This is a genomic window from Longimonas haloalkaliphila (assembly GCF_055379825.1).
Genome location: NZ_AP043948.1, coordinates 3,360,282 through 3,384,804 on the forward strand (window position 1 = coordinate 3,360,282; position 24,523 = coordinate 3,384,804).

Consider the following 24,523-nt stretch of genomic DNA (forward strand, 5'->3'; position numbering starts at 1 on the left):
GTATTACGCGAGGGCCTGTGCGGTACACGGGCAATCTCGTTCAGTAGCGTTAGCTGCCTGACTGTTCTTCCAGATACTCTTCGACATTCATTCCGAAGTGTAGCCCACGGTCGTCGAGCACTTCAACCAACTCTTGCAGCGACTTGCGTCCGAAGTTACGGAACTTGAGCATCTCGCTCTCTTCACGACGCACCAGGTCACCAATGTTCTTGATGCTTGCCGCCTTCAGGCAGTTGTGCGAACGAACCGATAGATCCAATTCGTCGACGGGCTGTGCCAGCAGTTCGCGAATGCGCTTGACTTCTTCGTCGACTTCCTGCTCTTCAACAACCGGCTCAGGCTCCTCGTCGAGCTGAATGAAGAACTGAATGTGATCACGCAAGATAGCGGCGGCGCGTGTCAGCCCTTCTTCGGGCGTGATTGAGCCGTCGGTATCTACTTCAAGAGTGAGCTCCTCGTAATCGATCTTCTCTCCGATACGCATCGGCTTGACCGAGTACTTCACGTTCTTGATCGGCGTGAAGATCGAGTCTATCGCGATGACCCCAATGGGGTCATCTTCGCGCTTATTCTCATCGGAAGGGACGTATCCGCGCCCGTATCCGATGCGAAGGTCGACGTTGACCGTTGCATCTTCAGCAAGCGTAGCGATATGATGATCCGGGTTCAAGATCTCAAACTCGCTGGTTGCATCTTGCAGATCAGCGCCAGTCCAGTTGCCAGGTCCTTCGAGCGTCAAGTGAATGTGCGCTTCGTGCATTTCCTCTGACTTCAGGCGTACGCCTTTGAGGTTGAGGATAATGTCCGAAACGTCTTCAGTCACCCCCGGGATCGTCGAGAACTCGTGCTGGACTCCGTCGATCTTTATTGCGGTAATGGCCTGCCCACGCATGGAGGACAATAGAACGCGGCGCAGGGCATTGCCAATAGTAATGCCGAAGCCTCGTTCAAGCGGCTCGATAACGAACTGTCCGGTCGTGTCGGAAGCGTCTTCTACGTGGACCGCTTCCGGCATTTGGATCCCAAAGTTATTCATACGCTCAAGTCGGTGTTTTATACAAAGGCGGTGCGGAGCGTGGTACAGGCACACAGGTGAGCGGCCGCTACGGCCTATGTGTACCTCATCCAGACTGAAAAGATGAAACTGTTACTTGGAGTAGAGCTCCACAATCAGTTGGGCTTCTATATTTTCGGGGATCTCATCCACTTCAGGCGTGCGGATGACGCGACCTTTCGCATTTCCGTGGTCTACTTCAAGCCAGGGAAAAACACGGCGCTGGCGCTCGGTGTTTTCTTGGATTGGTTCGATGGTCTTGCTGCGAGGCCGGACCTCAATGACATCATCTACGCTTACCTCATAAGAGGGAATGTCAACCGGACGGTCGTTGACCAGCATATGGCCGTGGTTCACAAATTGACGCGCCTGGCGGCGTGTGCGTCCGAATCCCATGCGGAAGACAATATTGTCGAGCCGCATTTCGAGCATCTGCAGCAGCACATCTCCGGTAACGCCTCGCTTCCGCGTTGCGCGGTTGAAGAGGTTCTTGAACTGGCGTTCAAGCATCCCGTATGTGTACTTTGCTTTCTGCTTCTCTTTGAGCTGAACCGCGTACTCACTCTCTCGGCGACGGCGCCCACGACCATGCTGTCCTGGGGGATACGGCTTACGCTCCAGTGCTTTACTGGGCCCAAAGATTGGTTCTTTGAATCGGCGGGCTACTTTTTGTTTGGGGCCTCGGTATCGAGCCATGTGACGCTTTTTTGTATATCTTGGTGTACAGTAAAATACAGATGTTCAGCAAAGTGGGACATGCGGCATCCCACTACGCAAAGACAGGGCGATGGTAACGCGGAGGCGTCTCGGTCGCCAACGATCCATGCATATGCTGAGCCAAGTGGCCTGGCAGATGCGATGGACGGTCTTGATCACACGCGGCGACGCTTTGGAGGGCGGCATCCGTTGTGCGGGAGTGGCGTAACGTCGCGGATCGTGGCAACTTCAAGCCCAACGTCAGAGAGCGCACGCACAGCCCCCTCACGCCCCGAACCAGGCCCCTTCACATACACATCTACACGTCGCAGTCCGAGGTCGTAGGCCTCTTGTGCTGCAGCCTGGCCAGCACGTTGTGCAGCGTAGGGGGTATTTTTGCGGCTACCTTTGAATCCCATCTTGCCAGCGCTGGCCCACGAGATCGTGTTGCCATACTGGTCAGTGAGAGTTATAATAACGTTGTTGAACGTCGACTTGATGTAGGCCCGTCCGTTCGATTCAACGACAACGTTTTTCTTGCGAACGTTTCGTTTTCCTTTTCCGCGTTTGCCTTTTTTCTTTGCCATATCAGAGGGTTATCCAGTGTTAAGAGAAGGAGCAGTTGGCCTGTAGTGTATGAGCCTGAGACGTACCAGCACGCTTGCTGGCATACTATCTCATACCGCCATGCTTGCCAGGTTACTTGCGTGGAGCCGTTTTCTTACCAGCAACGGTCTTACGCTTCCCTTTGCGGGTACGTGCATTGGTCTGGGTACGCTGCCCACGCACAGGAAGCCCTTTGCGATGGCGCTGGCCTCGGTAGCATCCGATTTCCATCAGACGCTTGATGTTCATCTGCACCTCGGTGCGCAGTTGCCCTTCTACGACGTACTCTTCTTCGATGAGACGGCGCACCTCACGCGTCTCAGCGTCAGACCATTTACGCGGCAGTTTGTCTTTCTCAACGTCGGCACGTTCGAGAATCTCTTTCGCGCGTGAGCGCCCCACACCAAAGATATCGGTGAGCGCGATTTCGCTGCGCTTGTTTTCGGGAATATCGACTCCGGCAATTCGTGGCATAAGATTTCAGTACTTAATCAGGTCAGAGGTTGAGAGCAGGGCATAGCAAGGGCAGGGCTGCTCGGCATCTTGTAGTGCAGAGCAGGGAAAGTAGGTTACGCGAAGCCGCCACACACAATGCAAGTGAGCTTCCAAGCAGATTCTATTGCGCCTATCGCGCTACTTGTAGCGGTAGACAATGCGGCCTTTAGAGAGATCGTAAGGCGAGAGCTCCACTTTAACGCGGTCTCCTGGCAGGATCTTAATGTAGTTCATACGCATCTTGCCAGAGAGCAGGCCGAGGATCTCGTGCCCGTTTTCCAGCTCTACGCGAAACTGCGCATTAGGGAGGGCCTCAAGGACTTCTCCGTCTTGTTCGATGGCTTCTTCTTTGGCCATGGGTTATGCTGATTCTGAAACAGTCAGTGTGTATGGGGGGCTGTATACGTCCTCAATGTAATCGAAGGTGCTGAGCACCTCGTATCCATCTTCTCGGATAGCAATCATATGCTCATAGTGGGCTGAGGCACTGCCATCCGCTGTGCGTACCGTCCAGCCGTCGGCGTCTGTGGTCACTTCGCCGACGCCAACGTTTATCATGGGTTCAATGCAGATAACGAGCCCAGGTTTTAGTCGACGCCCCGTACCAGGGGTGCCATAGTTCGGCACCTGGGGCTCTTCCCAGAGACTTCGTCCAACGCCGTGCCCACAGAGGGCTTTTACGATGCCATACCCGCTACATTCCGACTCAACAGCATGTCCAATGTCTCCCGTTCGGTTGCCAGGTTGGGCGCTTTCGATGCCTGCAAGAAGCCCCTTGTACGTCACATTGCAGAGCGCTCGCTTTTCTTGCGATATTTCGCCAACAGCAAATGTGTAGGCGCTGTCGCCGATAAATCCGTCGAGAACAACTCCGCAATCAATCGAGAGCAAGTCGCCTTCTTGAAGCGGCTCACTGTCCGGAATACCGTGAACAACCGCGTCGTTAAGAGAGACACAGAGCGTAGCAGGAAAAACGTTGCTGCCGGCCTTGTGGCCTTTGAACGCTGGCTCGGCTCCGTGGTCGCGAATGAAGTCTTCCGCGATCGCGTCAAGCTCCAATGGCGTGATTCCGGGTTCCACGTGTTTTCCGATCTCACCGAGGGTGCGCCCCACAAGGTCAGCGCTTGCACGCAGGTGATCGATCTCACGTTCGCTCTTCAAGTGAACCATGTGGCGTTGTATAAAACCGGGAAGGTACGTGGTCCAATTCATGTCATCCGCGTCGTCCGCGCATCTTGCCACTCTTCATGAAGCCGTCGTAGTGACGCATGAGCAGGTGGCTTTCTATCTGCTGAAGGGTATCCAAGGTTACCTGCACGATAATGAGCAGGCTCGTTCCTCCGAAGAACATTGCGAAGCCTTGCGAGACACCGGCCTGCATCGCGAAGGCAGGCAGGATAGCTACAAAGCCAAGGAAGATCGATCCGGGTAGCGTGACACGCGTCAGAATGTTGTCGATAAACTCGCTTGTCTGCTTACCAGGGCGAATTCCCGGAATGAAGCCACCTTGGCGCTTCATAGTATCAGCCATCTCTTTCGGGTTTACTGTGATGGCCGTATAGAAGTAGGTAAAGAAGAACGTCATGAAGAAGAAGACGAACGAATACCCAAACCCTGATATATCAGAGAACCAGGCGCCCATGTTTTGCATCAGCGGGCTCTCAGGGAAGAAGGCTGCTACCGTCGACGGGATGAACATGATCGACTGAGCAAAGATAATCGGCATCACGCCTGCAGCGTTCACGCGGATCGGTAAGTACTGTGTTGTACCTCCGTATACTTTTCGCCCAACCACACGCTTCGCATATTGCACCGGTATCCGGCGTATTCCTTGAGAGACCAACACAATTCCGCCCGTGATGAGCGTCCACATGCCAATCTCCAGCAGGAAGATAAAGAAGTTATTCGTGAGGTTGAACTCGTTGATGACCGCGTTCGGCAGGAACGCGATAATTCCGATTGTAATGAGGAGCGAGATACCATTTCCAATACCGTCTTCGGAAATGCGCTCGCCAAGCCACATGACGAACACCGTTCCTGAGGTAAGCACGATCACGGTCGTTACCATAAACAGGGTTGGGCCAATAACGATGGCACTTCCTGTAGCACCGTACTGCAGATTGATCGCGTACCCGATGGACTGCAGCGATGTAATACCAACCGTCAGGTACCGGGTAATCTGAGTGATTTTTCGGCGCCCCTCTTCGCCTTCCCGCTTCAGCTTCTGGAAGTACGGTACGACCGCCCCCATCAGCTGAATGATAATAGCGGCCGTGATGTACGGCATGATACCCAGGGCAAAAATTCCCGCTTGTAGGAAAGCTCCTCCTACAAACATATCGAGGAAACCGAACAAACCGGCATCGCCGCCTTGTGCAGTTACATCGGAGAGAACTTGTGCATCCACCCCTGGAAGGGTGACATAGGCACCAATGCGATAAACGACGAAGAGCCCGAGCGTATACATAATACGCTGTCGAAGCTCTTCGACTTTCCAGATGTTACGAAAGCTTTCGGCAAGACCAGCCATACGAAGGGGCGTTCTCTGGTGAGCGTGTATCTGCAAACAACACGACCACCGATGGGTGTGGACGTTGTTTACGCGACGAGGGCAGTGGTGCCACCGGCATCCTCGATCTTACGCTTAGCGGCACTGCTGAACGCATGCGCTTGCACATCGATCGATACATCAATCTCCCCTTCTCCGAGGATCTTGACGCGTTCAGCACTACGCACTGCACCGGCGTCTTCAAGGACGTCAGGAGTGATAGGTGTGTCTGCACTGAGCACACCTTCACCAAGCAGGCGAGCGATACGCTCGATGTTGATGATGCTGTACTCGGTCGGGAACGGGTTGTTGAACCCGAACTTTGGCACGCGACGATGCAAGGGCATCTGGCCGCCCTCAAACCAAAGCGGGCGGTTCTTGCTACCCGACCGGCTCGACTGTCCTTTTGTGCCTCGGGTCGAGCTGTGGCCGCCTCGTCCAGAACCGACACCACGGCCCAGTCGTTTTTTCTTTTGTGTGGCCCCTTCAGCAGGGGATAGGTTACTAAGATCCATATCAGTATATACTCAACGCCAATGCGGAAGCATTAGCACATGATGGAATAACGGACGAACAGAAAGCAGTGAGGGAAGCCTCGCTGGGTAACCGCCAAATGCGTTGAAGGTCATCTCTGTGGAGGCAGCTCTACACTTCCTCAGACTCTTCAATGGAGACCAAGTGGTTCACTTTTGCAAGCATACCACGGATCTGCGGAGTGTCTTGGTGTTCGACTGTGTCATGAGGGCGACGCAGTCCCAGCGCTTTCATCGTTCGACGCTGCCTTTCAGGGCGGCTGTTCAAGCTTCGCACCTGTGTGATTTTAAGCGTAGACATAAGTTTGTGTGCAGCTGTGCAGGCCAGGGTGGAGATATCGAGGGATTACCCGTTGAATACTTTCTCAAGCGGGACGCCACGGCGACGGGCAACCTCAATTGCGTCTTCAAGCGATTCGAGGGCATTGATTGTGGCTTTCACCTGGTTGTGCGGGTTGCTCGTCCCAATCGACTTGGAGAGCACATTGCTGAGTCCTGCGCATTCAAGCACAGCACGCACGCCTCCGCCCGCAATCACACCGGTGCCCGGTGCTGCAGGCTTCAGAAGCACTTTACCAGAGTCCTGGCGCCCAATTACTTTGTGTGGAATTGTGCCATCTCGGATCGGGACGCGGACCAAGTTTTTCTTGGCATCCTCGTTCCCTTTCGAGATCGCGCTGGCTACCTGGTTTGCCTTTCCGAGACCGGCTCCAACGAGCCCATTCTCGTTGCCAACCACTACAATCGCGTTGAAGGAGAACCGGCGTCCCCCTTTCACCACTTTCGAGACCCGGTTGATCGCAACCAGGCGATCGACCCAGTTCTCTTGTCGGCTGTTTCCGTTGGAGCGCTTCCGTCTTTTCTTTCCTTTGGCCATAATTGGCTACTGTTCTACAGGTATTCGTGTGCGGGAGTAGATTTACAGATGCAGGCCGCCTTCGCGTGCTCCTTCGGCAAGTGCTTTTACACGACCATGATACTTGTATCCGCTCCGGTCAAATACGGCGCGCTCGATACCAGCATCTTTTGCACGCTCAGCAAGCATGCGGCCGACTTCATGACTTGCATCGACAGGATTTTCAGCGTCAATGTCGTCGTCTCGGGTCGAAGCAGAGGCAAGCGTATGACCTGCCCAGTCGTCAATCAGCTGCGCGTAGATGTACTTGTTGGAGCGGTACACCGACAGCCGCGGGCGAATCGAGCTCCCCTGGATGGTCTGTCGAATGTTTTTATGAATGCGCTTGCGGCGCGTTCGCGTTTTTTCTTTGCCTTTAGCCATGCTTGTACTGTACTATTTTGTTCAATGCGGTGGCATGTGAGTGCAGCAGGCTGCTATCAGAGGTCCGTTTGGAGCTGTCTGTCGTGCGCCGTAGTGCGCCAGCATCCAACGGAGTCGACGGCGTCTCTGCGACCTGTTCGCCGATGACCTATCGGGGTACTATCGTGCAGCGGTTTTTCCGGCCTTCAGCGGCACATGCTCATCAGTGTAACGAACGCCTTTGCCTTTGTAAGGCTCTGGCGGACGCAGGTCGCGAATCTTGGCAGCAACCTGACCGACAAGCTGTTTGTCGATGCCTTCAATTTTGATGGTGTCGTCTTTCCCCCGACCTGACTCTACTTCCAGATCCACCTCTTCGGGCGGCAGGAAAAATATCGGATGGGAGAACCCAAGGGCCAGTTCGAGCGTGTCGCCGCTCAGGCTTGCACGATAACCGACTCCTTTGATCGTGAGCTCTTTCTTGTAGCCCTGTGTCACCCCCGTCACCATATTCTCAATCAGCGACCGGGACATGCCGTGCATGGACCGGTGGCGCTTCTGATCTGTCGGACGGTTTACAACGATGTTATCGTCTTCTACAGCGATCGACATTTCAGGGTCAATCTGCTGGGTCAGTTCTCCTTTCGGGCCTTTGACCGTCACGACGTTTGTGTCACTGACTGACACCGACACGTCGTTGCCAAATGTAATGGGCTTACTACCTATACGAGCCATGGATACACCTTCATTTCAAATTGAGCAGGTACAGACGCTTCAAAAGCGCAGATCTAAAATACGTGGCCGATCACTTCACCGCCTACGCCAAAGCGACGTGCTTCCTTGTCGCTCATCACCCCGCGTGAGGTTGACAGAATGGCAATGCCAAGCCCGTTTTTCACACGTGGCAGTTCGGTCGACTTAGCGTACTCGCGAAGTCCGGGCTTCGATACGCGCTTCAGCATCTGAATCGCAGGCGTTCCCGAACGATCGTACTTCAAGTAAATGCGGAGCCGGCCTTGTTTGCCATCATCAATGTTGAGGTAGTTTTTAATGTACCCCTTCTCCATCAAGATCTGGGTGATGGCTCGCTTAAGGTTCGAGGCAGGGATCTCCACGTACTCGTGGTTGGCCTGCTGCGCATTACGAATGCGCGCCATATAGTCGGCTACAGGATCAGAAATTCCGCTCATTGTATGTCAGTCCGTCTCTATTGGTCATAAAGCATACGCGCAAGGAAACGCGCCGCAGTAGGGCATGCACAGATGCATGACCGGTGCAGTATGGGGTGGCGCTACCAGCTGGACTTCCGTATTCCAGGGATCTTACCCGACAGGGCAAGTTCACGAAATACAATCCGGGAAACGCCAAACTCACGCATGTAGCCGCGTGTGCGCCCCGAAATAGGGCAGCGATTGTTCTGACGCACAGGGCTGGCATCGCGAGGGAGCTTCTGTAGCTCAACCCAGCGGCCTTCCTCCTTTAGCTTGCGTCGCTTTTCTTTGTACTTTTCGTAGGTTTCGCGGCGCTTCTCTTCGCGCGCGATCCAGCTTTTCTTAGCCATAGTTGTTGGGCTCGTGTGTATTCAGCAAACTCGTCGGCAAGTGCGTTGTGGGGCTGCAAACGAGCAAGGGCTCGTATGGGCACAGGCAAGCAACAGAAAGCTATTTAGTAAAGCTATCTGCCAGCAGTCATCCGCCCCTATGCGGCAACAGCTTCATCTTCTTCACGGCGCACGAAAGGCATGCCAAGCTCTTTCAGGAGCGCGTAAGCCTCCTCATCGGTCTCGGCAGTCGTCACGAACGTTACGTCCATCCCGCTTACGCGGTCTACGTTGTCTACATTGATCTCAGGAAAGATCGTCTGGTCTTTAATGCCAAGCGAGTAGTTTCCGTGTCCGTCGAAGCTGCGATCAGGTATGCCCTGAAAGTCACGCACGTTGGGTAGCGCAAGCGTTACCAGGCGATCGAGAAATTCGTACATTCGCGCTGTGCGCAATGTAACACGAACTCCCACCGGCACGCCTTCGCGAATCCCGAAGTTCGAGATACTCTTTTTCGCGCGGGTGACCTCTGGGTGCTGACCAGTGATGGAGCGAAGTTGTTCGACCGCATCGTCAAGCAGTTTCGGCGTTTCTTCAGCCTCTCCTACTCCTTTGTTGATACAGATCTTTTTCAGGCGCGGAGCGCGCATCACGTTGTCATACCCAAATCGCTCTACGAGCGCGGGCAAAACTTCGTTTTGGTACTTCTCTTTAAGTCGTGGAGAGTCTGGCATGACGTCGCTTTATGTCAATTAATTCGCTGCACAATACACCCAGGCGCGAGCCTATTGCAGATGTTGAGAATGAGCTCGAAGGCAGGTGGGTTCCTACTGCATCTTCGTTTCACGTGGGTTGCTTAGTCGTCAAGTTCCTGGCCCGTCGTTTTCGCGTACCGTACCCAGTGGCCTTTGCCGGTTTCTGGGTCTTCGATTCGCTTGCGGCCCACACGGGTCGGATCGCCGTTTTCATCAACGGGGTTCAAGTTTGAAACATGAACAGGTGCTTCACGCTCTACACGTCCGCCTGACTGGTTCTGCTGGCTGGGCTTCTCGTGGTAGATGCGCATGTTTACACCCTCAACGATCGCGCGCTCACGCTCTGGGAATACGCGAAGCACTTTGCCCACGTATCCCTTTTCACGATCTTCTCCAGCCGAGGAGGCAGACGTTATGGTCTTGTTCAACATGACCATGTCGCCTTTCTTGATGTGCAGCTTCCGCTGCTTGTTCGATGTACGAGGCATAATAGTATCTCAAGTTGTATATTATAGTACCGATGGTGCAAGTGCCTTAACAACACCCAGGCGCTTCTCATCGCACTCTACGTGTCCGGTGCACACCTTTCCGTGCCTATTGGCGAAACTGCACTCGGAGCACGTAGACGGCCAGGATGCCGCCTGTGTAAGCACTTGTGCAGGCACGCAAGCAGGGGCAGAGGGCTGCTTACAGCACTTCAGGAGCCAGCGACACGATGCGCATGAACTGCTTTTCGCGCAGTTCTCGGGCTACCGGGCCGAATACACGGGTACCGACCGGCTCGCCCTGCTCGTTGATAAGCACAGCCGCATTTTCGTCAAAGCGAATGTAGGACCCGTCGCTTCGCCCCACCTCTTTGCGTGTCCGTACCACAACGGCCGGGCTGACCTCTCCTTTCCCTACCGTTCCGCCAGGGATGGCTGATTTAACAGATACAATGATGCGATCTCCAAGGCTCGCGTAGCGGCGTCCGCTACTTCCAAGGACTCGGATGCATTGCACTTCCTTTGCACCGCTATTGTCGGCTACTTTAAGTCGTGATTCCTGCTGAATCATCGCTTGTCACACAGTCAAATATGAAGAAGAGGTACATGGTGCAGTGTCGCCTCGCTTTACAGAGAACGCACTGCATGGTCTGCGCGAGAGGCTCCAGCACTCATGCTGAAGCCGTTTTCGCAGGCCTAGCGTGGTTTCGCAGGCCTCGCAACATGGAGGCTCCGCGGGACTTACTCGGCACGCTCGATAATTTTCGTGAGGCGCCAGCGCTTGCGCTTGCTCAGTGGACGCGTTTCCATGATGCGCACGATGTCGCCTTCTTCGGCCACTTCGTCTTCGTCATGGGCAAGCATCTTGGTTGAGCGCTCCAGGTACTTTCCGTACATGGGATGCTTCTTCTGGCGACGCACGTTTACGGCGATGGTCTTATCCATCTTCGTGCTCACAACGATGCCAACGCGTTCTTTGCGAGCGTTGCGCGCTTCTGAAGAGGCATCAGAATCTGTTGCTTCAGCGTCGAGCGCTTCGATGTCAGGCGTATCAGTCATATCGGGGAGTCAGGGTCTTGGAAAAGAGCACAGGCCGGTTCATCTACGCGGTGGCCTCTGCTTTCTTTTCAGTCAGTATGGTTTTAAGGCGGGCTACGAAACGGCGCTTCGTGCGCAGAATCATTGGATTCTCGAGACGCCCGTGTACGGAGTGGCGAAAGCGAAGACGCTCAAGCTGGTCTTCTTCCTCCACAATGCGCGCCTCTATTTCGGCAATACTAAGGTCACGAATGTCTTTGGCTTTCATGACAACACAGATGTTTTGAATACAGGGGGAGGCGATGCGAGGCCTATATATCGGCTACGCTTCATCGGGGCCACGGTACGTCGGGCGAACGACAAACTTCGTTTTTATAGGAAGCTTGTGCTTGCCAAGACGGAGAGCCTCTTTTGCAACCTCGCGAGACACGCCACCACCTACTTCAAAGAGCACCTGGCCAGGGTTTACAGGAGCTACGTAGAATTCAGGAGCACCTTTCCCCTTACCCATCCGCGTTTCAGCAGGCTTCTTTGTTACGGGCTTATCGGGGAAGATCCGAATCCATACCTTACCGGCGCGCTTCATGTGGCGATTGATTGCTACACGAGCAGCCTCAATCTGCCGACTGGATATCTGGCCTATCTCGAGCGCTTTCAGCCCGAAGTCGCCAAAGTTGATACGCGTTCCACGCTGTGCATTGCCCTTTTTAAGGCCTTGCCGGCGTTGTACTTTTCGGTGTTTTGTTCGCTTAGGTTGAAGCATAGTAGTTCGGGGTTGCTGCTGTCCGAGCTATACTCGACAGCACCTGATTCATTTCAAGAGACTTTCGGCAGCACAATGGGCTCGTGCGGCTGCGCCACTGCGTCTTCGGTAGTTGCAGTGGTGATCGATCAATTGCGATTTCGACGACGGCGACCACGTGAGCGTCCGCTCTGCTTCTGCTTGCGCTGCTGGGCCTGCACATTCGGGCTGAGATCGGGCTTGCCGAGGATTTCACCACGGTGAATCCACACTTTTACACCGATAGTGCCATAGATGGTGAGTGCCGTCGCTTTCGCAAAGTCGATATCGGCACGGATCGTATGGAGGGGAACGCGGCCTTCAAGGTACTCTTCGATACGTCCCATCTCTGCACCTCCAAGGCGTCCTGCAACGCGGATACGTATTCCTTCCGCGCCCATCCGCATGGCCGAGGTCATGGCCTGCTTCATCGCGCGTCGGTACGAGATACGTCCTTCAAGCTGCTGAGCGATATTCTTCGCCACGAGCGTTGCGTCGAGCTCTGGGCTCTTAATCTCGCTAATATTGATCTGGATGTCCTTTCCAGTCAACCGCTTTAGCTCTTCACGCAGTTTCTCGACCTCGCTTCCCCCGCGGCCAATCACGACGCCAGGGCGGCTCGTATGCAGCGTCAGGATCACGCGCTTCGGAGTGCGTTCGATCACAGCGCGGCTTAGCCCGGCACGACGCAGACGCGCGTCCAGGTACTCGCGAATTCTGTGGTCTTCCTCTATGTTTTCTTGCAGGTTCTGCTCGGAATACCAGTTGGAATCCCAACCACGAATGATACCGAGCCGAAATCCGATTGGATGTGTTTTTTGACCCAAGGGTGATACCTCGTTTTCCTATACAAATGTAGCGATCGACAGCTGACGAGTGAACGCAATGCGTTCAGCGCAGCTACGCAACGGGCTCGCGCTCACGCACTTCCACAACAACCGTCAGGTGGGTGGTACGCTTGCGAATTGGCTTCGCCCGCCCGCGAGCGGCTGCTTTGAACCGCTTGAAAGTAGGCCCTTCGTCGGCGCGAATTTCTTTGATGACTAACTCGCTCTCATCGAAGCGCTCGTCATGCTTATCCATCAGGTTAAACACCGCAGACCGGATTGTCTTTTCGACAATCTCTGTTGGTTTCTGAGGCATAAAGCTGAGGATGTTGATCGCTTCTGGCACCGAGCGGTCACGCACCAAGTTGATGACGCGCCGCACTTTCATCGGCGAGTTCCGAATGTATTTTTGTACAGCTCGTGCTTCCATAATGCTTTTCAGTTTGTGGGCGCAGGGCCTCTCGTTGGTACATGCACGCTGCCTCTGTTAGGCGCGGCGTGTTCGCTTGTCAACCTTCGATTTTGCGTGTCCCTTAAAGGTCCGGGTAGGCGCAAACTCTCCCAGTTTATGGCCAACCATGTTTTCTGACACATATACTGGGATGAACTGCCGACCGTTGTGTACTGCAAAAGTATGCCCCACAAAGTCTGGCGTGATAATGGAGTCGCGGCTCCACGTTTTGATGACCTTCTTTTTCTGGGACTCGTTGAGCGCGTCTACCTTGCGTTGTAGCTTGTAGTAGACGTAAGGGCCCTTGCGTAGTGAGCGAGGCATAATAATTGGCTGGTGTAATCAGTCGGTAGCGTGCGGTAGCGGCAGTTTCTATCGGCGCTTCTTGCGCTCGGTCCGCCGCCGAATGATGTATTTGTTGGATGTCTTGTTGCGCTTGCGGGTCTTGTAGCCCTTGGCAGGCACCCCCTTTCGAGAGCGCGGGTGGCCTCCTGAGGCACGCCCCTCACCACCACCCATCGGGTGGTCAACCGGGTTCATTGCGACACCCCGTGTACGTGGACGACGTCCGAGCCAGCGCTTCCGCCCGGCTTTGCCGAGCATGATGTTCATGTGGTCAACGTTGCTGGTCGTTCCTACCGTGGCGCGGCATTCTGCCGGCACAACCCGCGTCTCACCTGAAGGCAGCTGCAGCGTCGCGAAGTCGCCTTCGCGAGCGGTAAGGCGCGCTTCAGTACCCGCAGCGCGCGCCATCTGTGCGCCTTTACCAGGCTTCATTTCGATGGCATGCACAACAGTACCAAGCGGCATGTTGGAGAGCGGGAGGCAATTGCCAAGGTCAGGCGGAGCTGCCGGACCGCTTATTACGGTCGTTCCCACCTCAATCCCATCAGGAGCAATAATGTAGCGCTTTTCCCCGTCGGCATACACGAGAAGAGCAATGCGAGCCGACCTGTTTGGATCGTACTCAACAGTTGCCACACGAGCCGGGATGTTGTCTTTCTGGCGCTTAAAGTCAATCTTGCGGTAGCGGCGCTTATGGCCGCCCCCCCGGTAACGCATAGTCATGCGTCCCTGATTGTTGCGGCCACCCGACTTCTTGAGCGGCTCCAACAGGCTCTTTTCTGGCTTCGTCTCAGTAATCTCGTCGAAGCCGGACACCGAGCGCTGGCGCTGGCTGTTTATATTTGGTTTTGACTTTTTAATCGACATAAGGCAGTTGCTATACTTGTGCAGGGCTCGTGCGCCTGCGTGATCCATTCAGTTTGTAGTGGATGCGAGGCGCATCAATTACACATCTTCAAAGAAGTCGATCTGCTCGCCTTCCGGATCAACTTCCACAATGGCTTTCTTGAATCCGGATGTTCGCCCTTCAATCATTGACCCCTGGCGAAACTGGCGGCGGCGTTTTCCAGGCACAATCTGCGTGCGGATTTTCTTGATACGCACACCGGGATAGCGCCGCTCAATAGCAGCTCGAATCTGCGGTTTGCTTGCTCCGAGGTTGACGACGAAGGAGTACTTTCCTTCGTACATCTGCTCGGTCGCCTTCTCTGTAAGGTGCGGTTCAATTAGAATGCGGTTGCTCATAGGTCAACTGGTTTCAGCATGATAGGGCGCAGCGGCACCGGCAGGTTACGCAGTTGCCGGATCCACAGATAGCAGGTCGGTCAGGTAGTCAAGAGCTCCATGTTGCAGGAGCACAGCGTCGGCATCTAATACGTCGATTGTCGAGAGGCTCTGCACTTCGCGCACGCTTACCTTGTTGAGGTTGCGGGCCGAGAGGTAGATCTCCTTCTCGAGATCGGCGGTCACGACGAGCACCTTTGTGTCAGTCAGGTCATGCAGCGAGAGCAGCTCGCGCAGGTCTTTCGTGCTTGGCCGGTCCATGCTAAAGTCTTCGACCACATACAGGCTCTCGTTCTGTGCCTTGTATGAGAGGGCCGAGCGCCGAGCCAGACGCGACGTCTTTTTATTCACCTTTTGGTGATACGAGCGCGGGCGCGGGCCATGGGACCGTCCACCCGTTTGGCGGATGGGCGACTTGGCATCACCAGCACGCGCATTACCCGTGCCTTTCTGGCGATACAGCTTACGTCCACTTCCGCGCACGTCGCTACGTTCTTTGGTCTTGTGCGTGCCTTGGCGCTTGTTCGCTTGAATCCGTTTCACATCAAGCCATATGACATGGTCATTGGGTTCGATGTCAAAAACGGTAGGATCAAGCGCTACCGTTTCGCCTGAGGCTACGCCGTCTTCTTGTATAATTTCGAGATCCATGGTTCGGTTCTTGTGCAGAAGATGCAATCACTCGATGCGGTACGACCAGTGTGTACCGCTGTTTACCGGCAAGCCGTTATTTTTTGTGAAGCTCGACGTAGCTGTTTTTCGCACCTGGTACAGACCCTTTCACGAGGATCGCGTTGTGGTCGGGAAGGATCCGCACAACTTCCAGGTTCTTGATCATGGTACGGTCATTGCCCATGCGGCCGCCCATCCGCATCCCTTTAAAGACGCGTGAAGGGTCGGCGGAAGCACCAATCGATCCAGGATGACGCTGCTGGTCGGACTGGCCGTGCGTACGCATTCCTACACCCGAAAATCCATGGCGCTTCACAACGCCCTGAAATCCCTTTCCTTTCGAGATTCCGACTACGTCGATTACCTCGCCTTCCTCGAATACGTCATCCGGATGCAAGGCGTCGCCGCGGTCGAGCTCCTCGTCTGCAGGAGCGAATTCGACCAGTTTGCGCTTGGGTTCAGAGCCGGCGCTTGCAAAATGCCCCTGCAGCGCCTTCGTCGTGTTTTTCTCTGGCTTACTGTCAAAAGCAAGCTGTACGGCGTCGTACCCATCGGGCCCATCGGCAGTCTTTACCTGGGTCACAATGTTGGGGCCGGCCTCGATGACCGTGCAGGCAATGTTGTTGCCTGCATCGTCAAAGATGCTGGTCATTCCTATCTTTTTGCCAATCAGTCCACTACTCATGACAGTCCGTCGAGTCAATTATGCCGATCAAAAAATGTTTTAACTTGGAGGCGCTGCAGCGTTGGCAGCCCTAATCAGGCAAGCGCTCAAGCAGGAGCGTTGCCCCGTCGTTTTCAGTCCAACTAAAGGCAGGAAGCAGTGCAGCGAGCACAGGCGCTGGCCCAAAGGGACCGGGTCGTGCTCGAAGCGTTAGCCGCGTTCCCGTTTCAAAGTCAAACGCCCACACCGTTTCGCGTTCGCTTTCGATAGCAAGCACAAGTTCGTTCGCTGCTATAATCTCAACGCTTCCTTGCGCGTTGAGGGATGCTTGAGTCGCATCCGATGGTACTCCACGCAACACAAACTGTGGGGAGCCGGAGGTCTGGAAGGTCAAAGTAGGCCCTTCGTCGTACCGGGAGCGTAGCGTCTCTGTAAAGTCGCCACGTGGGGTTGTTAGCATCTCAGAGATTTTCCACTTTCCTTCAAGCGCCTCAAGTTGTTCTTCTTTTGAGACGTTGGTACATCCAGTCGTTAGGAGGGATGTACACACAAGCAGGGTAATTGCAAGGACGCTACCCGCCTGCCTGAGGCGACCTGAGCTATTCGCATCACACTTTGATTTCAACATCTACCCCACTGGGAAGCTCAAGCTTCATGAGGGCATCTACCGTCTCGCTGTTCGACGAGAGGATGTCGATGAGGCGTTTGTGATGACGCCGCTCAAACTGTTCACGGCTCTTTTTGTCTACGTGCGGGCCCCGCAGTACCGTGTAAACCTTTTTCTTGGTTGGCAACGGAATCGGGCCGCTGACCACAGCACCTGTCGACTTGACCGTCCGAATAATCTTCTCGGCGCTCTTGTCGATCAGCATGTGATCGTATGACTTCAGCTTAATACGTATCTTTTGCTGGGTGGCCATTACAGTCAGTTTGTTTCAGCAGATGCAGATGAACACCGCAAGGCCCAAAATGGCCTTGCGGCTGTATAGGGTACAGGTTCTCTTCTTAGTCGAGGATTTCGGTAACGACACCGGCGCCGACCGTGTGGCCGCCTTCGCGGATCGCAAACCGCAGCCCCTCTTCCAGAGCCACCGGCTGGATCAGCTTCACCGTGAACGTCGCGTTGTCGCCCGGCATCACCATCTCAACCCCTTCCTCCAGGTTGATGTCCCCCGTCACGTCCGTCGTGCGGAAGTAAAACTGTGGGCGATACCCCGGGAAGAACGGCGTGTGGCGCCCGCCCTCGTCTTTCGACAGCACGTATACCTCACACTCAAACTCCTTGTGCGGCGTCACCGAACCCGGCTCCGCAACAACCATCCCGCGCGAAACCTCTTCTTTCTTGATGCCGCGCAGCAGCAAGCCCGCGTTGTCGCCGGCTTCGCCTTCGTCCAAGGTCTTGTTGAACATCTCAATCCCGGTGATCGTCGAGGTCAGCTTCTCCTCTTCAATCCCCACGATGTCCACGTCGTCGCCCGTCTCGATGCGGCCGCGCTCAATCCGGCCGGTCACGACCGTGCCGCGCCCGGTGATCGAGAAGATGTCTTCTACCGGCATCAAGAACGGCTTGTCAACGTCGCGCTCCGGCGTCGGAATGTAGCTATCGACCGCTTCCATCAGTTCCATGATCTTCGCCTCCGCGTCGGCGTCGCTTTCCAGCGCCTTCAGCGCCGAGCCGCGAATCACCGGAATCTCGTCGCCCGGAAACTCGTAGCTGGAGAGCAGGTCGCGCACCTCCATGTCCACCAGCTCCAGAAGCTCCTCGTCGTCGACGAGGTCAACCTTGTTCATGAACACCACCAGGTACGGCACGCCGACCTGGCGCGCCAGGAGGATGTGCTCACGCGTCTGCGGCATCGGGCCGTCGGTGGCCGCTACCACGAGAATCGCGCCGTCCATCTGCGCCGCGCCCGTCACCATGTTCTTGACGTAGTCGGCGTGGCCGGGGCAGTCCACGTGGGCGTAGTGCCGATCTTCGGTCTCGTACTCAACGTGACTCGTGGCAATCGTAATGCCACGCTCGCGCTCTTCCGGCGCGTTGTCGATCGAGTCGAACGTCCGCTCGGCTGCGCCGCCAACCTGCTCCGCGAGCACCTTCGTGATCGCTGCCGTCAGCGTCGTCTTGCCGTGGTCCACGTGCCCAATCGTTCCGATGTTTACGTGCGGCTTCTTCCGCTCAAATACCTCCTTCGCCATAATAAGCTTGTGTGTCTCGTTTTACAGTGTGACGTATGTGGGTGTTACGCTGCCGCGTCGACAGCGTCTTCATCGGTAAGTTCTTTCGCGATCGCATTGGGCACCGCTTCGTAGGTCTCGAACTGCATCGTGTAGATGGCACGTCCCTGCGTGATTGAACGCAGATCAGTCGAGTACCCAAACATTTCGGAGAGCGGCACAAGCGCATTGATAACCTGTGCATCGTTGCGCTGGCCCATCTTGCCGATTCGTCCGCGGCGACTATTCAGGTCGCCGATCACATCCCCCATGTACTCGTCCGGAGTGATGACCTCGACCTTCATAATCGGCTCCATGAGAACAGGATTGGCACGTCGTGCCGCATCACGGAAGCCAAGACGGCCAGCAATCTCGAATGAGTTCTGGTCGGAGTCCACGTCGTGGTACTCTCCGTCGTAGAGACGCACTTTCACGCCTTCGATCGGATAGCCTGCAATAGGCCCCTGATCCATTGAGCTCTTAATTCCCTTCTCAACAGAGGGGATAAACTCACGCGGAATGGATCCGCCAACAATCTCATCCACAAACTCGAACCCGGCCCCTTCTTCGTTCGGACCGACTTCCATGTAGACTTCGGCGAACTGGCCGCGACCACCTGTCTGCTTCTTGAGAACGTAGTGCTCGTCGACTGTCTTTGTAATTGCTTCGCGGTAGGCTACCTGAGGGCGGCCAACGTTTGCCTCCACCTTAAACTCTCGCTTCAGGCGGTCTACAATGATTTCGAGGTGCAGCTCGCCCATCCCTGCAATCAGTGTCTGACCGGTTTCTTCGTCGGTCGACACATTGAACGTTGGGTCTTCTTCGGCGAGCTTCACAAGACCGCTGGTAAGCTTGTCACGGTCAGCCTTCGTTTTCGGCTCAATCGCAATGCGAATGACCGGCTCAGGGAAGTCCATCGACTCCAGAACCACGGGGTGGTCGGGATCGCAAATGGTGTCGCCTGTCTTCAAGTTTTTCGGGCCCACCGCCGCAGCGATGTCACCCGCACGCACTATGTCAACGTCCTCGCGGTCGTTGGAGTGCATGAACATCAAGCGGCCAACGCGCTCTGTTTCATCGGCGGTTGCGTTGTACACCTTGGTTCCGGTCTCCAACGTTCCGCTATACACGCGGATGAACGTAATCTTACCAACGTAAGGATCCGTAGCGATTTTGAATGCGACAGCACTGAACGGCTCATCTTCCTTAGGAGCACGCATCAGCTTCTCTTCTTTGTCGCGCGGGTGAAATCCCTCAACGGGCGGCACATCATCAGGGCTCGGCAGATACCGCGGCACAGCATCCAAGAGACGCTGTACGCCCTTGTTTTTGAGAGCTGTTCCACAGAACACCGGCGTGATATCGCGCGCCAGAGTCGCTTTACGAATCACTTTATGGATCTCTTCTGGCTGAATCTCTTCGCCATCGAGATACTTCATTAGGAGCTCGTCGTCGTATTCAGCAACGGCCTCCAGCATGCGGATGCGCCATTTTTTGGCATCCCCTTTCAGATCGTCTGGAATGTCGATGATATCCCAGTTGGCACCCTGCGAGCTTTCGTCGTAGATGACAGCCTGATTTTCAATCAGGTCAATGACGCCCTTAAAGGTTTCGCCGGCTCCGATTGGATATTGCACCGGAATCGGGTTCGCGCTAAGGCGGTCTTCCATCATGCCGACAACGTTCTCGAAGTCAGCGCCCGTGCGGTCCATCTTGTTAACGAACGCAATGCGGGGCACGCTGTACTTGTCCATCTGGCGCCACACCGTCTCCGACTGCGGCTCTACGCCACCAACAGCACAGAAGAGGGCAATCGCACCATCAAGTACGCGCAGGGAACGCTCGACCTCTACTGTGAAGTCAACGTGACCGGGCGTATCGATGATGTTGATGCGGTGACCATCCCAGTAGCAGGTTGTAGCTGCACTGGTAATCGTGATTCCGCGCTCCTTCTCTTGGTCCATCCAGTCCATCTGAGAGGCGCCCTCATGGGTTTCGCCCATGCGGTGAATGCGCCCTGTGTAGAACAGGATACGTTCCGTAAGGGTCGTTTTGCCAGCATCAATGTGCGCGGCAATACCTATATTACGTGTCTTGTCGAGCGGGAAGCTCTCGTTGCTTTTCGTAGCCATAACAAATTTTTTGTTGCGTGCTCAGGAGGCCGACCGAGGCCATGATTCGTGCCTCCTGCAGACCAGATCGATGCCTGGCAGCAGGGGCACACCTCCATGAATTAGAACCGGAAGTGGGCAAACGCCTTATTCGACTCGGCCATCCGATGCGTGTCGTCTTTCTTCTTGACGGCTCCCCCTTCGCCACGAGCTGCGTTAATCAGCTCACTGGCAAGGCGGTTGACCATGCTTTTCTCTTTGCGTGCACGAGCATATTGAATAATCCAGCGAAATGCCAGCGTGACGCGGCGCTCGGGGCGCACCTCAATGGGCACCTGGTAGGTGGCACCTCCTACGCGGCGGCTGCGCACCTCAACAAGCGGAGCTACGCTGTTCACCGCTTTCTTGAACACCTCAATACCTTCCTCACCGGTGCGCTCTTCGATCACGTCGAATGTATCGTACACGATGCGCTGCGCAAGACTCTTCTTGCCGTCGCGCATGATCGAGTTCACAAACCGCGAGACCAGGTCGTCACGGTATATGGGATCCGGGAGGGTCGTGCGTTTTTTTGCGGCCTTATCGCGAGCCATAACACCTATGCATTGTTTAACAAATGAGCGACTCACTACCCCAGTAGGATACCAGCCACTCTGCTACAGTTAACTACGAGGCTTCTTTGTGCCGTACTTCGAACGCCCCTGACGCCGGTCTTCGACACCAGCCGCATCCAGCGCACCACGAACGATGTGGTACTTTACACCCGGCAAGTCTTTCACACGGCCACCACGCACGAGCACAATAGAGTGCTCTTGCAAATTGTGCCCCTCTCCGGGGATGTATGCAGTCACCTCGTTGCCGTTGGTCAGCCGCACACGAGCCACCTTCCGAAGCGCCGAGTTCGGCTTTTTCGGCGTTGTGGTGTACACCCGGGTGCAGACGCCGCGGCGCTGCGGAGAGTTCTCAAGGGCAGGTGCCGTCTTTTTCTTCGGCTTAGACGAACGTCCTTTACGGATCAGTTGCTGTATTGTAGGCACGGTACCGTCGCAGTTAATCGATTACATCAGCGCATGCCGCATAAGGAGCGGCGAACCTGTTTCTACAGGCTATGAACTTAAGGGGCAAGGCGAGCATTGTTCAGGCTCAATAGCAAAGAGATCGTTAAAACACCCGAAACGGGGCCAAACGCCTCTCACTGCACCCAAAGAATGAGAACCGGTACATATCGGTGTATCGATCATTTATTCCAGTCTATCCACAAAAAAAGGCGAGGGGGCTCGCCTTTGTAGGCACAGCTGGGCCTTTGGCATGCAAGCATTTTGCTCGCTGCGTTTCTACATCGTGGCGTAACTGCCAATACACAAACGGGTTTCTTTATTTTGTGTGGTCCGTGTGCATTTGCTCCATAGGCAGTAGGGTTCACTGCGTCTCCATTGCTCTCTTTCTTGTTTTACACATTCGGAGCGCATTCGAGAACCGTTTCAACTTCTTGGGACCGAATAGATTTGGGGTAGTCGTTCTCCTGGTCAAGACATTTCTCAGGCACATCCCGCCTTTCCCAGTGCGATCGGACACGCTCACACCAGAAGAAAACACGCGGCTGCTGTAACCGCTCGCAGTAGCATGGTGGAAGAGAGGTTAATATGTCTGCTTAGGACTTGGACTCCGAAGAGCGGCACAGCCTCCGTCTTATATCCCGCATACAGCATGAGCAGCATGGCTAATCTTTTTTTCCTGTGTCGGTTGAGGCATCTGGCGTGGCCCCGTCCTCAGAAGGACCGGGTGCCCTGACCGATGGTGCGTCAGGATATGCTTCGGGGCTTGGATGTTGCTGTGTAGGAGCGGTGTCGCCACTGTTTTCTGCAGTAGGATAGGCACCATGTGGGCGCTCCCCCAGTAGTTTGACCAGGTCTTCCGGTCCGAGCACTTCCTGATCAAGCAGCGCATGAGCCATTTCATCCAGCAGGCCTCGCTTTTGTGTGAGCAGCGCATGAGCCCGCCGATGGGCCTCGCTGATAAGGTTGCGCACCTCTTCATCAATAACCTGAGCAGTTGAGTCTGAGTAAGGACGATTAAAGACCGGCCGGTCGTCTTCTCTGGAGAGATTAAAGCTTACCTGGCCGACCTTCGCACTCATGCCATAGTCTACGACCATAGCGTAAGCCATCTTCGTGATGCGCTCCAGATCGTTCTGAGCCCCCGTTGTTACGTCTCCAAATACGATCTCCTCAGCGACACGTCCGCCGATCGCCATGGTCATACGGTCGATAAGCGCGTTTCGCGAGTATAGATACCGCTCTTCGGGGAGGTGCTGTGCATAGCCCAGTGCAGAGAGACCACGCGGGACGATGGAGACTTTCACGACAGGGTCGGTGTGCTCCAGAAACCACCCGGTGATCGCATGCCCTGCCTCATGAAAGGCGATGATCCGACGCTCTTCCGGTGCGATGATCTTATTCTTCTTCTCAAGACCCGCTACGACACGGTCGATCGCCTGCTCGAAGTCGACCATCTCGACACATTCTTTGTCCTTACGGGCTGCAAGGAGCGCCGCCTCGTTACAGACGTTTGCAATCTCGGCCCCTGCAAATCCCGGGGTCTGCCGCGCCAGCACTTCTACATCCACATCTCCGCCAAGCAGTAGCGACTTTACATGCACGTCGAAGATCTCGACACGAGCGCGCCGGTCCGGCTTATCAACCATAATCTGACGGTCGAATCGTCCGGGACGAAGCAGCGCAGAGTCGAGTACATCGGGCCGGTTGGTGGCTCCAATGATGATAACGCCTTCGTCAGAGTCGAAGCCGTCCATCTCGACAAGGAGTTGGTTGAGCGTATTCTCTCGTTCGTCGTTTCCGCCAGGGTTATTACTTGCGCCACGCGTCCGTCCTACTGCATCCATCTCGTCGATGAAGATGATGCAGGGGGCTTTTTCTTTTGCGGTCTTGAACAGGTCGCGCACCCGGGAAGCCCCCACGCCGACAAACATTTCCACGAAGTCGGACCCTGATATCGAGAAGAAGGGGACTCCTGCTTCTCCTGCCACGGCTCGTGCCATAAGCGTTTTACCGGTGCCGGGCGGGCCAACGAGCAACACTCCTTTCGGAAGGGTACCCCCGAGGCGCGTGAAGCGCTCTGGATCTCTCAAGAAGTGGACAATCTCGGCAACCTCTTCTTTGGCCTCTTCAAGCCCAGCTACGTCGTCGAACACAACAGAATGATTTTCCGACGCATCGAAGAGCTTGGCCTTGTTCTTTCCGATGTTCATCATCTGGGATCCCGGGTTCATGCGACGGAACAGATAGATCCAGAAGACAACCAGGAGCCCAAGGAGAACTAACCAGAAGAAGATGCTCCCGAACCAGCTTTCTTCGGTGCGCGAGGCAAATTCCACTTCCGACGCATCAGCAGCACGGGCCTCCGCGTTGTGGGCACGCAAGAAATCGGTGAGATCGTGGTCGGCAGGCTTGGTTGTCACGAAGCGCCGCACCTCGGCCTCTTCGTCACCAACGTCGACCTGTTCTTCGTTGTCGACCTGCAACGACACCGCGCGCTCTTTGACGGCTTCTTCAGTGTATCGCCCCTCAATCGACCGGTCGTTTACCACCTCGACGCGCTCTACATATCCCGACTCCACGTAGTCCAGAAATGTACTGTAACTTATCTTGACAGGGTCTTCCCCGCTCCAGTACAGCAGCAGGTGAATGCCCAATGCCAGAAAAACCGCCCCATATATCCAGTACAGGATGGATGAACGACCGCGCCCCGAACCGGAGCGCTTGTTTTCAGAAGATTTTTTGGGAGATGGCGAAGCGTTTTTCTGGTTTTCCATGCGGATGCGAACGAGTAACGATGCAAGAGAACCACCGTGCCAGCGATAGCGGCGTGCCTCAACCCCGCCCTCTTCAGGGGGGTTCCGTAAAGCACGTCCTGGCGCAAAACGGCCAATCTGGCACACACAATCTGGCATACCGCCGATAGCATACAGAGAGGCCTAACGGATACGTTTCAGTATGATTCAACACCGCATTCCAGTCAAACGTTCTGACGCGCTATCTGAGTTAACGTACTGACCAGGTCAATTCGCATTTCGAATTGGAGATTTCAGAACCTGTTTGGGTTTTGGTTTGCCCCCCCGCAGAGCCGCTCGTAGCCCAAATTAAGAA

34 protein-coding genes are annotated in these 24,523 nt (G+C 55.1%); all 34 read right to left on the reverse strand.

The features are described from left to right. Positions 1-49: 49 nt before the first annotated feature. The 34 genes from ACZ48V_RS13055 to ftsH all read right to left on the reverse strand — a co-directional run bounded on the left by ACZ48V_RS13055 (position 50) and on the right by ftsH (position 24,189). Positions 50-1,036 (reverse strand): DNA-directed RNA polymerase subunit alpha, encoded by a 987-nt coding sequence (locus tag ACZ48V_RS13055; RefSeq protein WP_353564243.1) that lies wholly within the window; start codon positions 1,034-1,036, stop codon positions 50-52. A 111-nt stretch (positions 1,037-1,147) separates the two neighbouring features. Next, positions 1,148-1,750: a 30S ribosomal protein S4 gene (gene rpsD / locus ACZ48V_RS13060; RefSeq protein ID WP_464539797.1), complete on the reverse strand. Its 603-nt coding sequence runs from the start codon at positions 1,748-1,750 to the stop codon at positions 1,148-1,150. Between the two features lie 176 nt (positions 1,751-1,926). Next, on the reverse strand, positions 1,927-2,337 hold the full coding sequence (gene rpsK / locus ACZ48V_RS13065) for a 30S ribosomal protein S11 (RefSeq protein ID WP_464539798.1): 411 nt from the start codon (positions 2,335-2,337) through the stop codon (positions 1,927-1,929). Between the two features lie 112 nt (positions 2,338-2,449). Further along, complete coding sequence (rpsM, locus tag ACZ48V_RS13070; protein WP_464539800.1) at positions 2,450-2,830, reverse strand: 30S ribosomal protein S13; 381 nt, start codon at positions 2,828-2,830, stop codon at positions 2,450-2,452. A gap of 159 nt (positions 2,831-2,989) precedes the next feature. Beyond that, positions 2,990-3,208, reverse strand: coding sequence for a translation initiation factor IF-1 (gene infA / locus ACZ48V_RS13075; protein WP_098063378.1), 219 nt, complete (start codon positions 3,206-3,208; stop codon positions 2,990-2,992). A gap of 3 nt (positions 3,209-3,211) precedes the next feature. Next, positions 3,212-4,021: a type I methionyl aminopeptidase gene (gene map, locus ACZ48V_RS13080; RefSeq protein WP_464539802.1), complete on the reverse strand. Its 810-nt coding sequence runs from the start codon at positions 4,019-4,021 to the stop codon at positions 3,212-3,214. Between the two features lie 43 nt (positions 4,022-4,064). After that, positions 4,065-5,381: a preprotein translocase subunit SecY gene (gene secY / locus ACZ48V_RS13085; RefSeq protein WP_464539804.1), complete on the reverse strand. Its 1,317-nt coding sequence runs from the start codon at positions 5,379-5,381 to the stop codon at positions 4,065-4,067. A gap of 68 nt (positions 5,382-5,449) precedes the next feature. Then, a complete protein-coding gene (gene rplO / locus ACZ48V_RS13090; RefSeq protein ID WP_464539806.1) occupies positions 5,450-5,914 on the reverse strand; it encodes a 50S ribosomal protein L15 in 465 nt (154 codons plus the stop codon). 130 nt (positions 5,915-6,044) lie between these two features. Continuing rightward, positions 6,045-6,233, reverse strand: a complete 189-nt coding sequence (gene rpmD / locus ACZ48V_RS13095) for a 50S ribosomal protein L30 (RefSeq protein ID WP_464539808.1) — start codon at positions 6,231-6,233, stop codon at positions 6,045-6,047. A 45-nt stretch (positions 6,234-6,278) separates the two neighbouring features. Further along, positions 6,279-6,809: a 30S ribosomal protein S5 gene (rpsE, locus tag ACZ48V_RS13100; RefSeq protein WP_353564251.1), complete on the reverse strand. Its 531-nt coding sequence runs from the start codon at positions 6,807-6,809 to the stop codon at positions 6,279-6,281. A 42-nt stretch (positions 6,810-6,851) separates the two neighbouring features. After that, positions 6,852-7,211 carry a 50S ribosomal protein L18 gene (gene rplR / locus ACZ48V_RS13105; protein WP_464539810.1) on the reverse strand — a complete coding sequence of 120 codons (360 nt, stop codon included), beginning with the start codon at positions 7,209-7,211 and terminating at the stop codon, positions 6,852-6,854. Between the two features lie 159 nt (positions 7,212-7,370). Continuing rightward, complete coding sequence (gene rplF / locus ACZ48V_RS13110; RefSeq protein WP_464539812.1) at positions 7,371-7,925, reverse strand: 50S ribosomal protein L6; 555 nt, start codon at positions 7,923-7,925, stop codon at positions 7,371-7,373. Positions 7,926-7,978: 53 nt separating this feature from the next. After that, entirely contained in the window at positions 7,979-8,380 is a 402-nt protein-coding gene (gene rpsH, locus ACZ48V_RS13115; RefSeq protein ID WP_353564254.1) for a 30S ribosomal protein S8, read from the reverse strand. Between the two features lie 101 nt (positions 8,381-8,481). Further along, on the reverse strand, positions 8,482-8,751 hold the full coding sequence (gene rpsN, locus ACZ48V_RS13120; RefSeq protein ID WP_464539814.1) for a 30S ribosomal protein S14: 270 nt from the start codon (positions 8,749-8,751) through the stop codon (positions 8,482-8,484). A gap of 137 nt (positions 8,752-8,888) precedes the next feature. Next, the gene (rplE, locus tag ACZ48V_RS13125; RefSeq protein ID WP_464539816.1) at positions 8,889-9,464 is read right to left on the reverse strand and encodes a 50S ribosomal protein L5; all 576 of its coding nucleotides are present in this window, start codon (positions 9,462-9,464) and stop codon (positions 8,889-8,891) included. Positions 9,465-9,586: 122 nt separating this feature from the next. After that, entirely contained in the window at positions 9,587-9,973 is a 387-nt protein-coding gene (gene rplX / locus ACZ48V_RS13130) for a 50S ribosomal protein L24 (RefSeq protein WP_464539818.1), read from the reverse strand. Positions 9,974-10,172: 199 nt separating this feature from the next. Further along, the gene (gene rplN / locus ACZ48V_RS13135; RefSeq protein WP_353564258.1) at positions 10,173-10,541 is read right to left on the reverse strand and encodes a 50S ribosomal protein L14; all 369 of its coding nucleotides are present in this window, start codon (positions 10,539-10,541) and stop codon (positions 10,173-10,175) included. A gap of 170 nt (positions 10,542-10,711) precedes the next feature. After that, complete coding sequence (gene rpsQ, locus ACZ48V_RS13140) at positions 10,712-11,029, reverse strand: 30S ribosomal protein S17 (protein WP_464539820.1); 318 nt, start codon at positions 11,027-11,029, stop codon at positions 10,712-10,714. Positions 11,030-11,072: 43 nt separating this feature from the next. Further along, positions 11,073-11,276 carry a 50S ribosomal protein L29 gene (rpmC, locus tag ACZ48V_RS13145; protein ID WP_353564260.1) on the reverse strand — a complete coding sequence of 68 codons (204 nt, stop codon included), beginning with the start codon at positions 11,274-11,276 and terminating at the stop codon, positions 11,073-11,075. A 54-nt stretch (positions 11,277-11,330) separates the two neighbouring features. Next, entirely contained in the window at positions 11,331-11,771 is a 441-nt protein-coding gene (rplP, locus tag ACZ48V_RS13150; RefSeq protein WP_464539822.1) for a 50S ribosomal protein L16, read from the reverse strand. Positions 11,772-11,899: 128 nt separating this feature from the next. Then, positions 11,900-12,616 carry a 30S ribosomal protein S3 gene (gene rpsC / locus ACZ48V_RS13155; protein WP_464539824.1) on the reverse strand — a complete coding sequence of 239 codons (717 nt, stop codon included), beginning with the start codon at positions 12,614-12,616 and terminating at the stop codon, positions 11,900-11,902. Between the two features lie 73 nt (positions 12,617-12,689). Next, positions 12,690-13,046 (reverse strand): 50S ribosomal protein L22, encoded by a 357-nt coding sequence (rplV, locus tag ACZ48V_RS13160; RefSeq protein ID WP_464539826.1) that lies wholly within the window; start codon positions 13,044-13,046, stop codon positions 12,690-12,692. 57 nt (positions 13,047-13,103) lie between these two features. Further along, positions 13,104-13,391 (reverse strand): 30S ribosomal protein S19, encoded by a 288-nt coding sequence (rpsS, locus tag ACZ48V_RS13165; protein ID WP_353564264.1) that lies wholly within the window; start codon positions 13,389-13,391, stop codon positions 13,104-13,106. A gap of 48 nt (positions 13,392-13,439) precedes the next feature. Beyond that, on the reverse strand, positions 13,440-14,279 hold the full coding sequence (gene rplB, locus ACZ48V_RS13170) for a 50S ribosomal protein L2 (protein ID WP_464539828.1): 840 nt from the start codon (positions 14,277-14,279) through the stop codon (positions 13,440-13,442). 78 nt (positions 14,280-14,357) lie between these two features. After that, a complete protein-coding gene (locus ACZ48V_RS13175; RefSeq protein ID WP_464539830.1) occupies positions 14,358-14,657 on the reverse strand; it encodes a 50S ribosomal protein L23 in 300 nt (99 codons plus the stop codon). A 45-nt stretch (positions 14,658-14,702) separates the two neighbouring features. After that, positions 14,703-15,347 carry a 50S ribosomal protein L4 gene (gene rplD / locus ACZ48V_RS13180; protein ID WP_464539832.1) on the reverse strand — a complete coding sequence of 215 codons (645 nt, stop codon included), beginning with the start codon at positions 15,345-15,347 and terminating at the stop codon, positions 14,703-14,705. Positions 15,348-15,423: 76 nt separating this feature from the next. Further along, positions 15,424-16,053: a 50S ribosomal protein L3 gene (rplC, locus tag ACZ48V_RS13185; RefSeq protein WP_353561485.1), complete on the reverse strand. Its 630-nt coding sequence runs from the start codon at positions 16,051-16,053 to the stop codon at positions 15,424-15,426. A gap of 70 nt (positions 16,054-16,123) precedes the next feature. Then, positions 16,124-16,582: a hypothetical protein gene (locus tag ACZ48V_RS13190; protein WP_464539834.1), complete on the reverse strand. Its 459-nt coding sequence runs from the start codon at positions 16,580-16,582 to the stop codon at positions 16,124-16,126. Positions 16,583-16,640: 58 nt separating this feature from the next. Further along, a complete protein-coding gene (gene rpsJ / locus ACZ48V_RS13195) occupies positions 16,641-16,952 on the reverse strand; it encodes a 30S ribosomal protein S10 (RefSeq protein ID WP_098063350.1) in 312 nt (103 codons plus the stop codon). 85 nt (positions 16,953-17,037) lie between these two features. Further along, positions 17,038-18,228 (reverse strand): elongation factor Tu, encoded by a 1,191-nt coding sequence (gene tuf / locus ACZ48V_RS13200; protein WP_464539465.1) that lies wholly within the window; start codon positions 18,226-18,228, stop codon positions 17,038-17,040. A gap of 44 nt (positions 18,229-18,272) precedes the next feature. Then, a complete protein-coding gene (fusA, locus tag ACZ48V_RS13205; RefSeq protein WP_464539836.1) occupies positions 18,273-20,378 on the reverse strand; it encodes an elongation factor G in 2,106 nt (701 codons plus the stop codon). Positions 20,379-20,479: 101 nt separating this feature from the next. Further along, a complete protein-coding gene (gene rpsG / locus ACZ48V_RS13210; protein ID WP_353563735.1) occupies positions 20,480-20,950 on the reverse strand; it encodes a 30S ribosomal protein S7 in 471 nt (156 codons plus the stop codon). 69 nt (positions 20,951-21,019) lie between these two features. Then, positions 21,020-21,394, reverse strand: coding sequence for a 30S ribosomal protein S12 (gene rpsL, locus ACZ48V_RS13215; RefSeq protein ID WP_353563736.1), 375 nt, complete (start codon positions 21,392-21,394; stop codon positions 21,020-21,022). Between the two features lie 683 nt (positions 21,395-22,077). Beyond that, entirely contained in the window at positions 22,078-24,189 is a 2,112-nt protein-coding gene (gene ftsH / locus ACZ48V_RS13220; protein ID WP_464539838.1) for an ATP-dependent zinc metalloprotease FtsH, read from the reverse strand. Positions 24,190-24,523 lie beyond the last annotated feature (334 nt).

Excerpts from the sequence above, each read along its gene's own strand:
- rpsQ (WP_464539820.1), bottom strand. The coding sequence starts at position 11,029 with ATGACTGATACGCCTGACATCGAAGCGCTCGACGCTGAAGCAACAGAT.
- rplX (WP_464539818.1), bottom strand. The coding sequence starts at position 9,973 with ATGCCTCGTACATCGAACAAGCAGCGGAAGCTGCACATCAAGAAAGGC.
- rpmD (WP_464539808.1), bottom strand. The coding sequence starts at position 6,233 with ATGTCTACGCTTAAAATCACACAGGTGCGAAGCTTGAACAGCCGCCCT.
- rpsN (WP_464539814.1), bottom strand. The coding sequence starts at position 8,751 with ATGGCTAAGAAAAGCTGGATCGCGCGCGAAGAGAAGCGCCGCGAAACC.
- rplN (WP_353564258.1), bottom strand. The coding sequence starts at position 10,541 with ATGATTCAGCAGGAATCACGACTTAAAGTAGCCGACAATAGCGGTGCA.
- map (WP_464539802.1), bottom strand. The coding sequence starts at position 4,021 with ATGGTTCACTTGAAGAGCGAACGTGAGATCGATCACCTGCGTGCAAGC.
- rpsM (WP_464539800.1), bottom strand. The coding sequence starts at position 2,830 with ATGCCACGAATTGCCGGAGTCGATATTCCCGAAAACAAGCGCAGCGAA.
- infA (WP_098063378.1), bottom strand. The coding sequence starts at position 3,208 with ATGGCCAAAGAAGAAGCCATCGAACAAGACGGAGAAGTCCTTGAGGCC.
- rplD (WP_464539832.1), bottom strand. The coding sequence starts at position 15,347 with ATGGATCTCGAAATTATACAAGAAGACGGCGTAGCCTCAGGCGAAACG.
- rpsD (WP_464539797.1), bottom strand. The coding sequence starts at position 1,750 with ATGGCTCGATACCGAGGCCCCAAACAAAAAGTAGCCCGCCGATTCAAA.
- rpsJ (WP_098063350.1), bottom strand. The coding sequence starts at position 16,952 with ATGGCCACCCAGCAAAAGATACGTATTAAGCTGAAGTCATACGATCAC.
- rpsH (WP_353564254.1), bottom strand. The coding sequence starts at position 8,380 with ATGAGCGGAATTTCTGATCCTGTAGCCGACTATATGGCGCGCATTCGT.
- ACZ48V_RS13175 (WP_464539830.1), bottom strand. The coding sequence starts at position 14,657 with ATGAGCAACCGCATTCTAATTGAACCGCACCTTACAGAGAAGGCGACC.
- ftsH (WP_464539838.1), bottom strand. The coding sequence starts at position 24,189 with ATGGAAAACCAGAAAAACGCTTCGCCATCTCCCAAAAAATCTTCTGAA.
- rplF (WP_464539812.1), bottom strand. The coding sequence starts at position 7,925 with ATGGCTCGTATAGGTAGTAAGCCCATTACATTTGGCAACGACGTGTCG.
- ACZ48V_RS13055 (WP_353564243.1), bottom strand. The coding sequence starts at position 1,036 with ATGAATAACTTTGGGATCCAAATGCCGGAAGCGGTCCACGTAGAAGAC.
- rpsS (WP_353564264.1), bottom strand. The coding sequence starts at position 13,391 with ATGCCTCGCTCACTACGCAAGGGCCCTTACGTCTACTACAAGCTACAA.
- rpsE (WP_353564251.1), bottom strand. The coding sequence starts at position 6,809 with ATGGCCAAAGGAAAGAAAAGACGGAAGCGCTCCAACGGAAACAGCCGA.
- rplO (WP_464539806.1), bottom strand. The coding sequence starts at position 5,914 with ATGGATCTTAGTAACCTATCCCCTGCTGAAGGGGCCACACAAAAGAAA.
- fusA (WP_464539836.1), bottom strand. The coding sequence starts at position 20,378 with ATGGCTACGAAAAGCAACGAGAGCTTCCCGCTCGACAAGACACGTAAT.
- rplV (WP_464539826.1), bottom strand. The coding sequence starts at position 13,046 with ATGGAAGCACGAGCTGTACAAAAATACATTCGGAACTCGCCGATGAAA.
- rpsK (WP_464539798.1), bottom strand. The coding sequence starts at position 2,337 with ATGGCAAAGAAAAAAGGCAAACGCGGAAAAGGAAAACGAAACGTTCGC.
- rplE (WP_464539816.1), bottom strand. The coding sequence starts at position 9,464 with ATGCCAGACTCTCCACGACTTAAAGAGAAGTACCAAAACGAAGTTTTG.
- tuf (WP_464539465.1), bottom strand. The coding sequence starts at position 18,228 with ATGGCGAAGGAGGTATTTGAGCGGAAGAAGCCGCACGTAAACATCGGA.
- rpsG (WP_353563735.1), bottom strand. The coding sequence starts at position 20,950 with ATGGCTCGCGATAAGGCCGCAAAAAAACGCACGACCCTCCCGGATCCC.
- rpmC (WP_353564260.1), bottom strand. The coding sequence starts at position 11,276 with ATGAAAGCCAAAGACATTCGTGACCTTAGTATTGCCGAAATAGAGGCG.
- rplC (WP_353561485.1), bottom strand. The coding sequence starts at position 16,053 with ATGAGTAGTGGACTGATTGGCAAAAAGATAGGAATGACCAGCATCTTT.
- secY (WP_464539804.1), bottom strand. The coding sequence starts at position 5,381 with ATGGCTGGTCTTGCCGAAAGCTTTCGTAACATCTGGAAAGTCGAAGAG.
- rplP (WP_464539822.1), bottom strand. The coding sequence starts at position 11,771 with ATGCTTCAACCTAAGCGAACAAAACACCGAAAAGTACAACGCCGGCAA.
- rplB (WP_464539828.1), bottom strand. The coding sequence starts at position 14,279 with ATGTCGATTAAAAAGTCAAAACCAAATATAAACAGCCAGCGCCAGCGC.
- rplR (WP_464539810.1), bottom strand. The coding sequence starts at position 7,211 with ATGGCTAAAGGCAAAGAAAAAACGCGAACGCGCCGCAAGCGCATTCAT.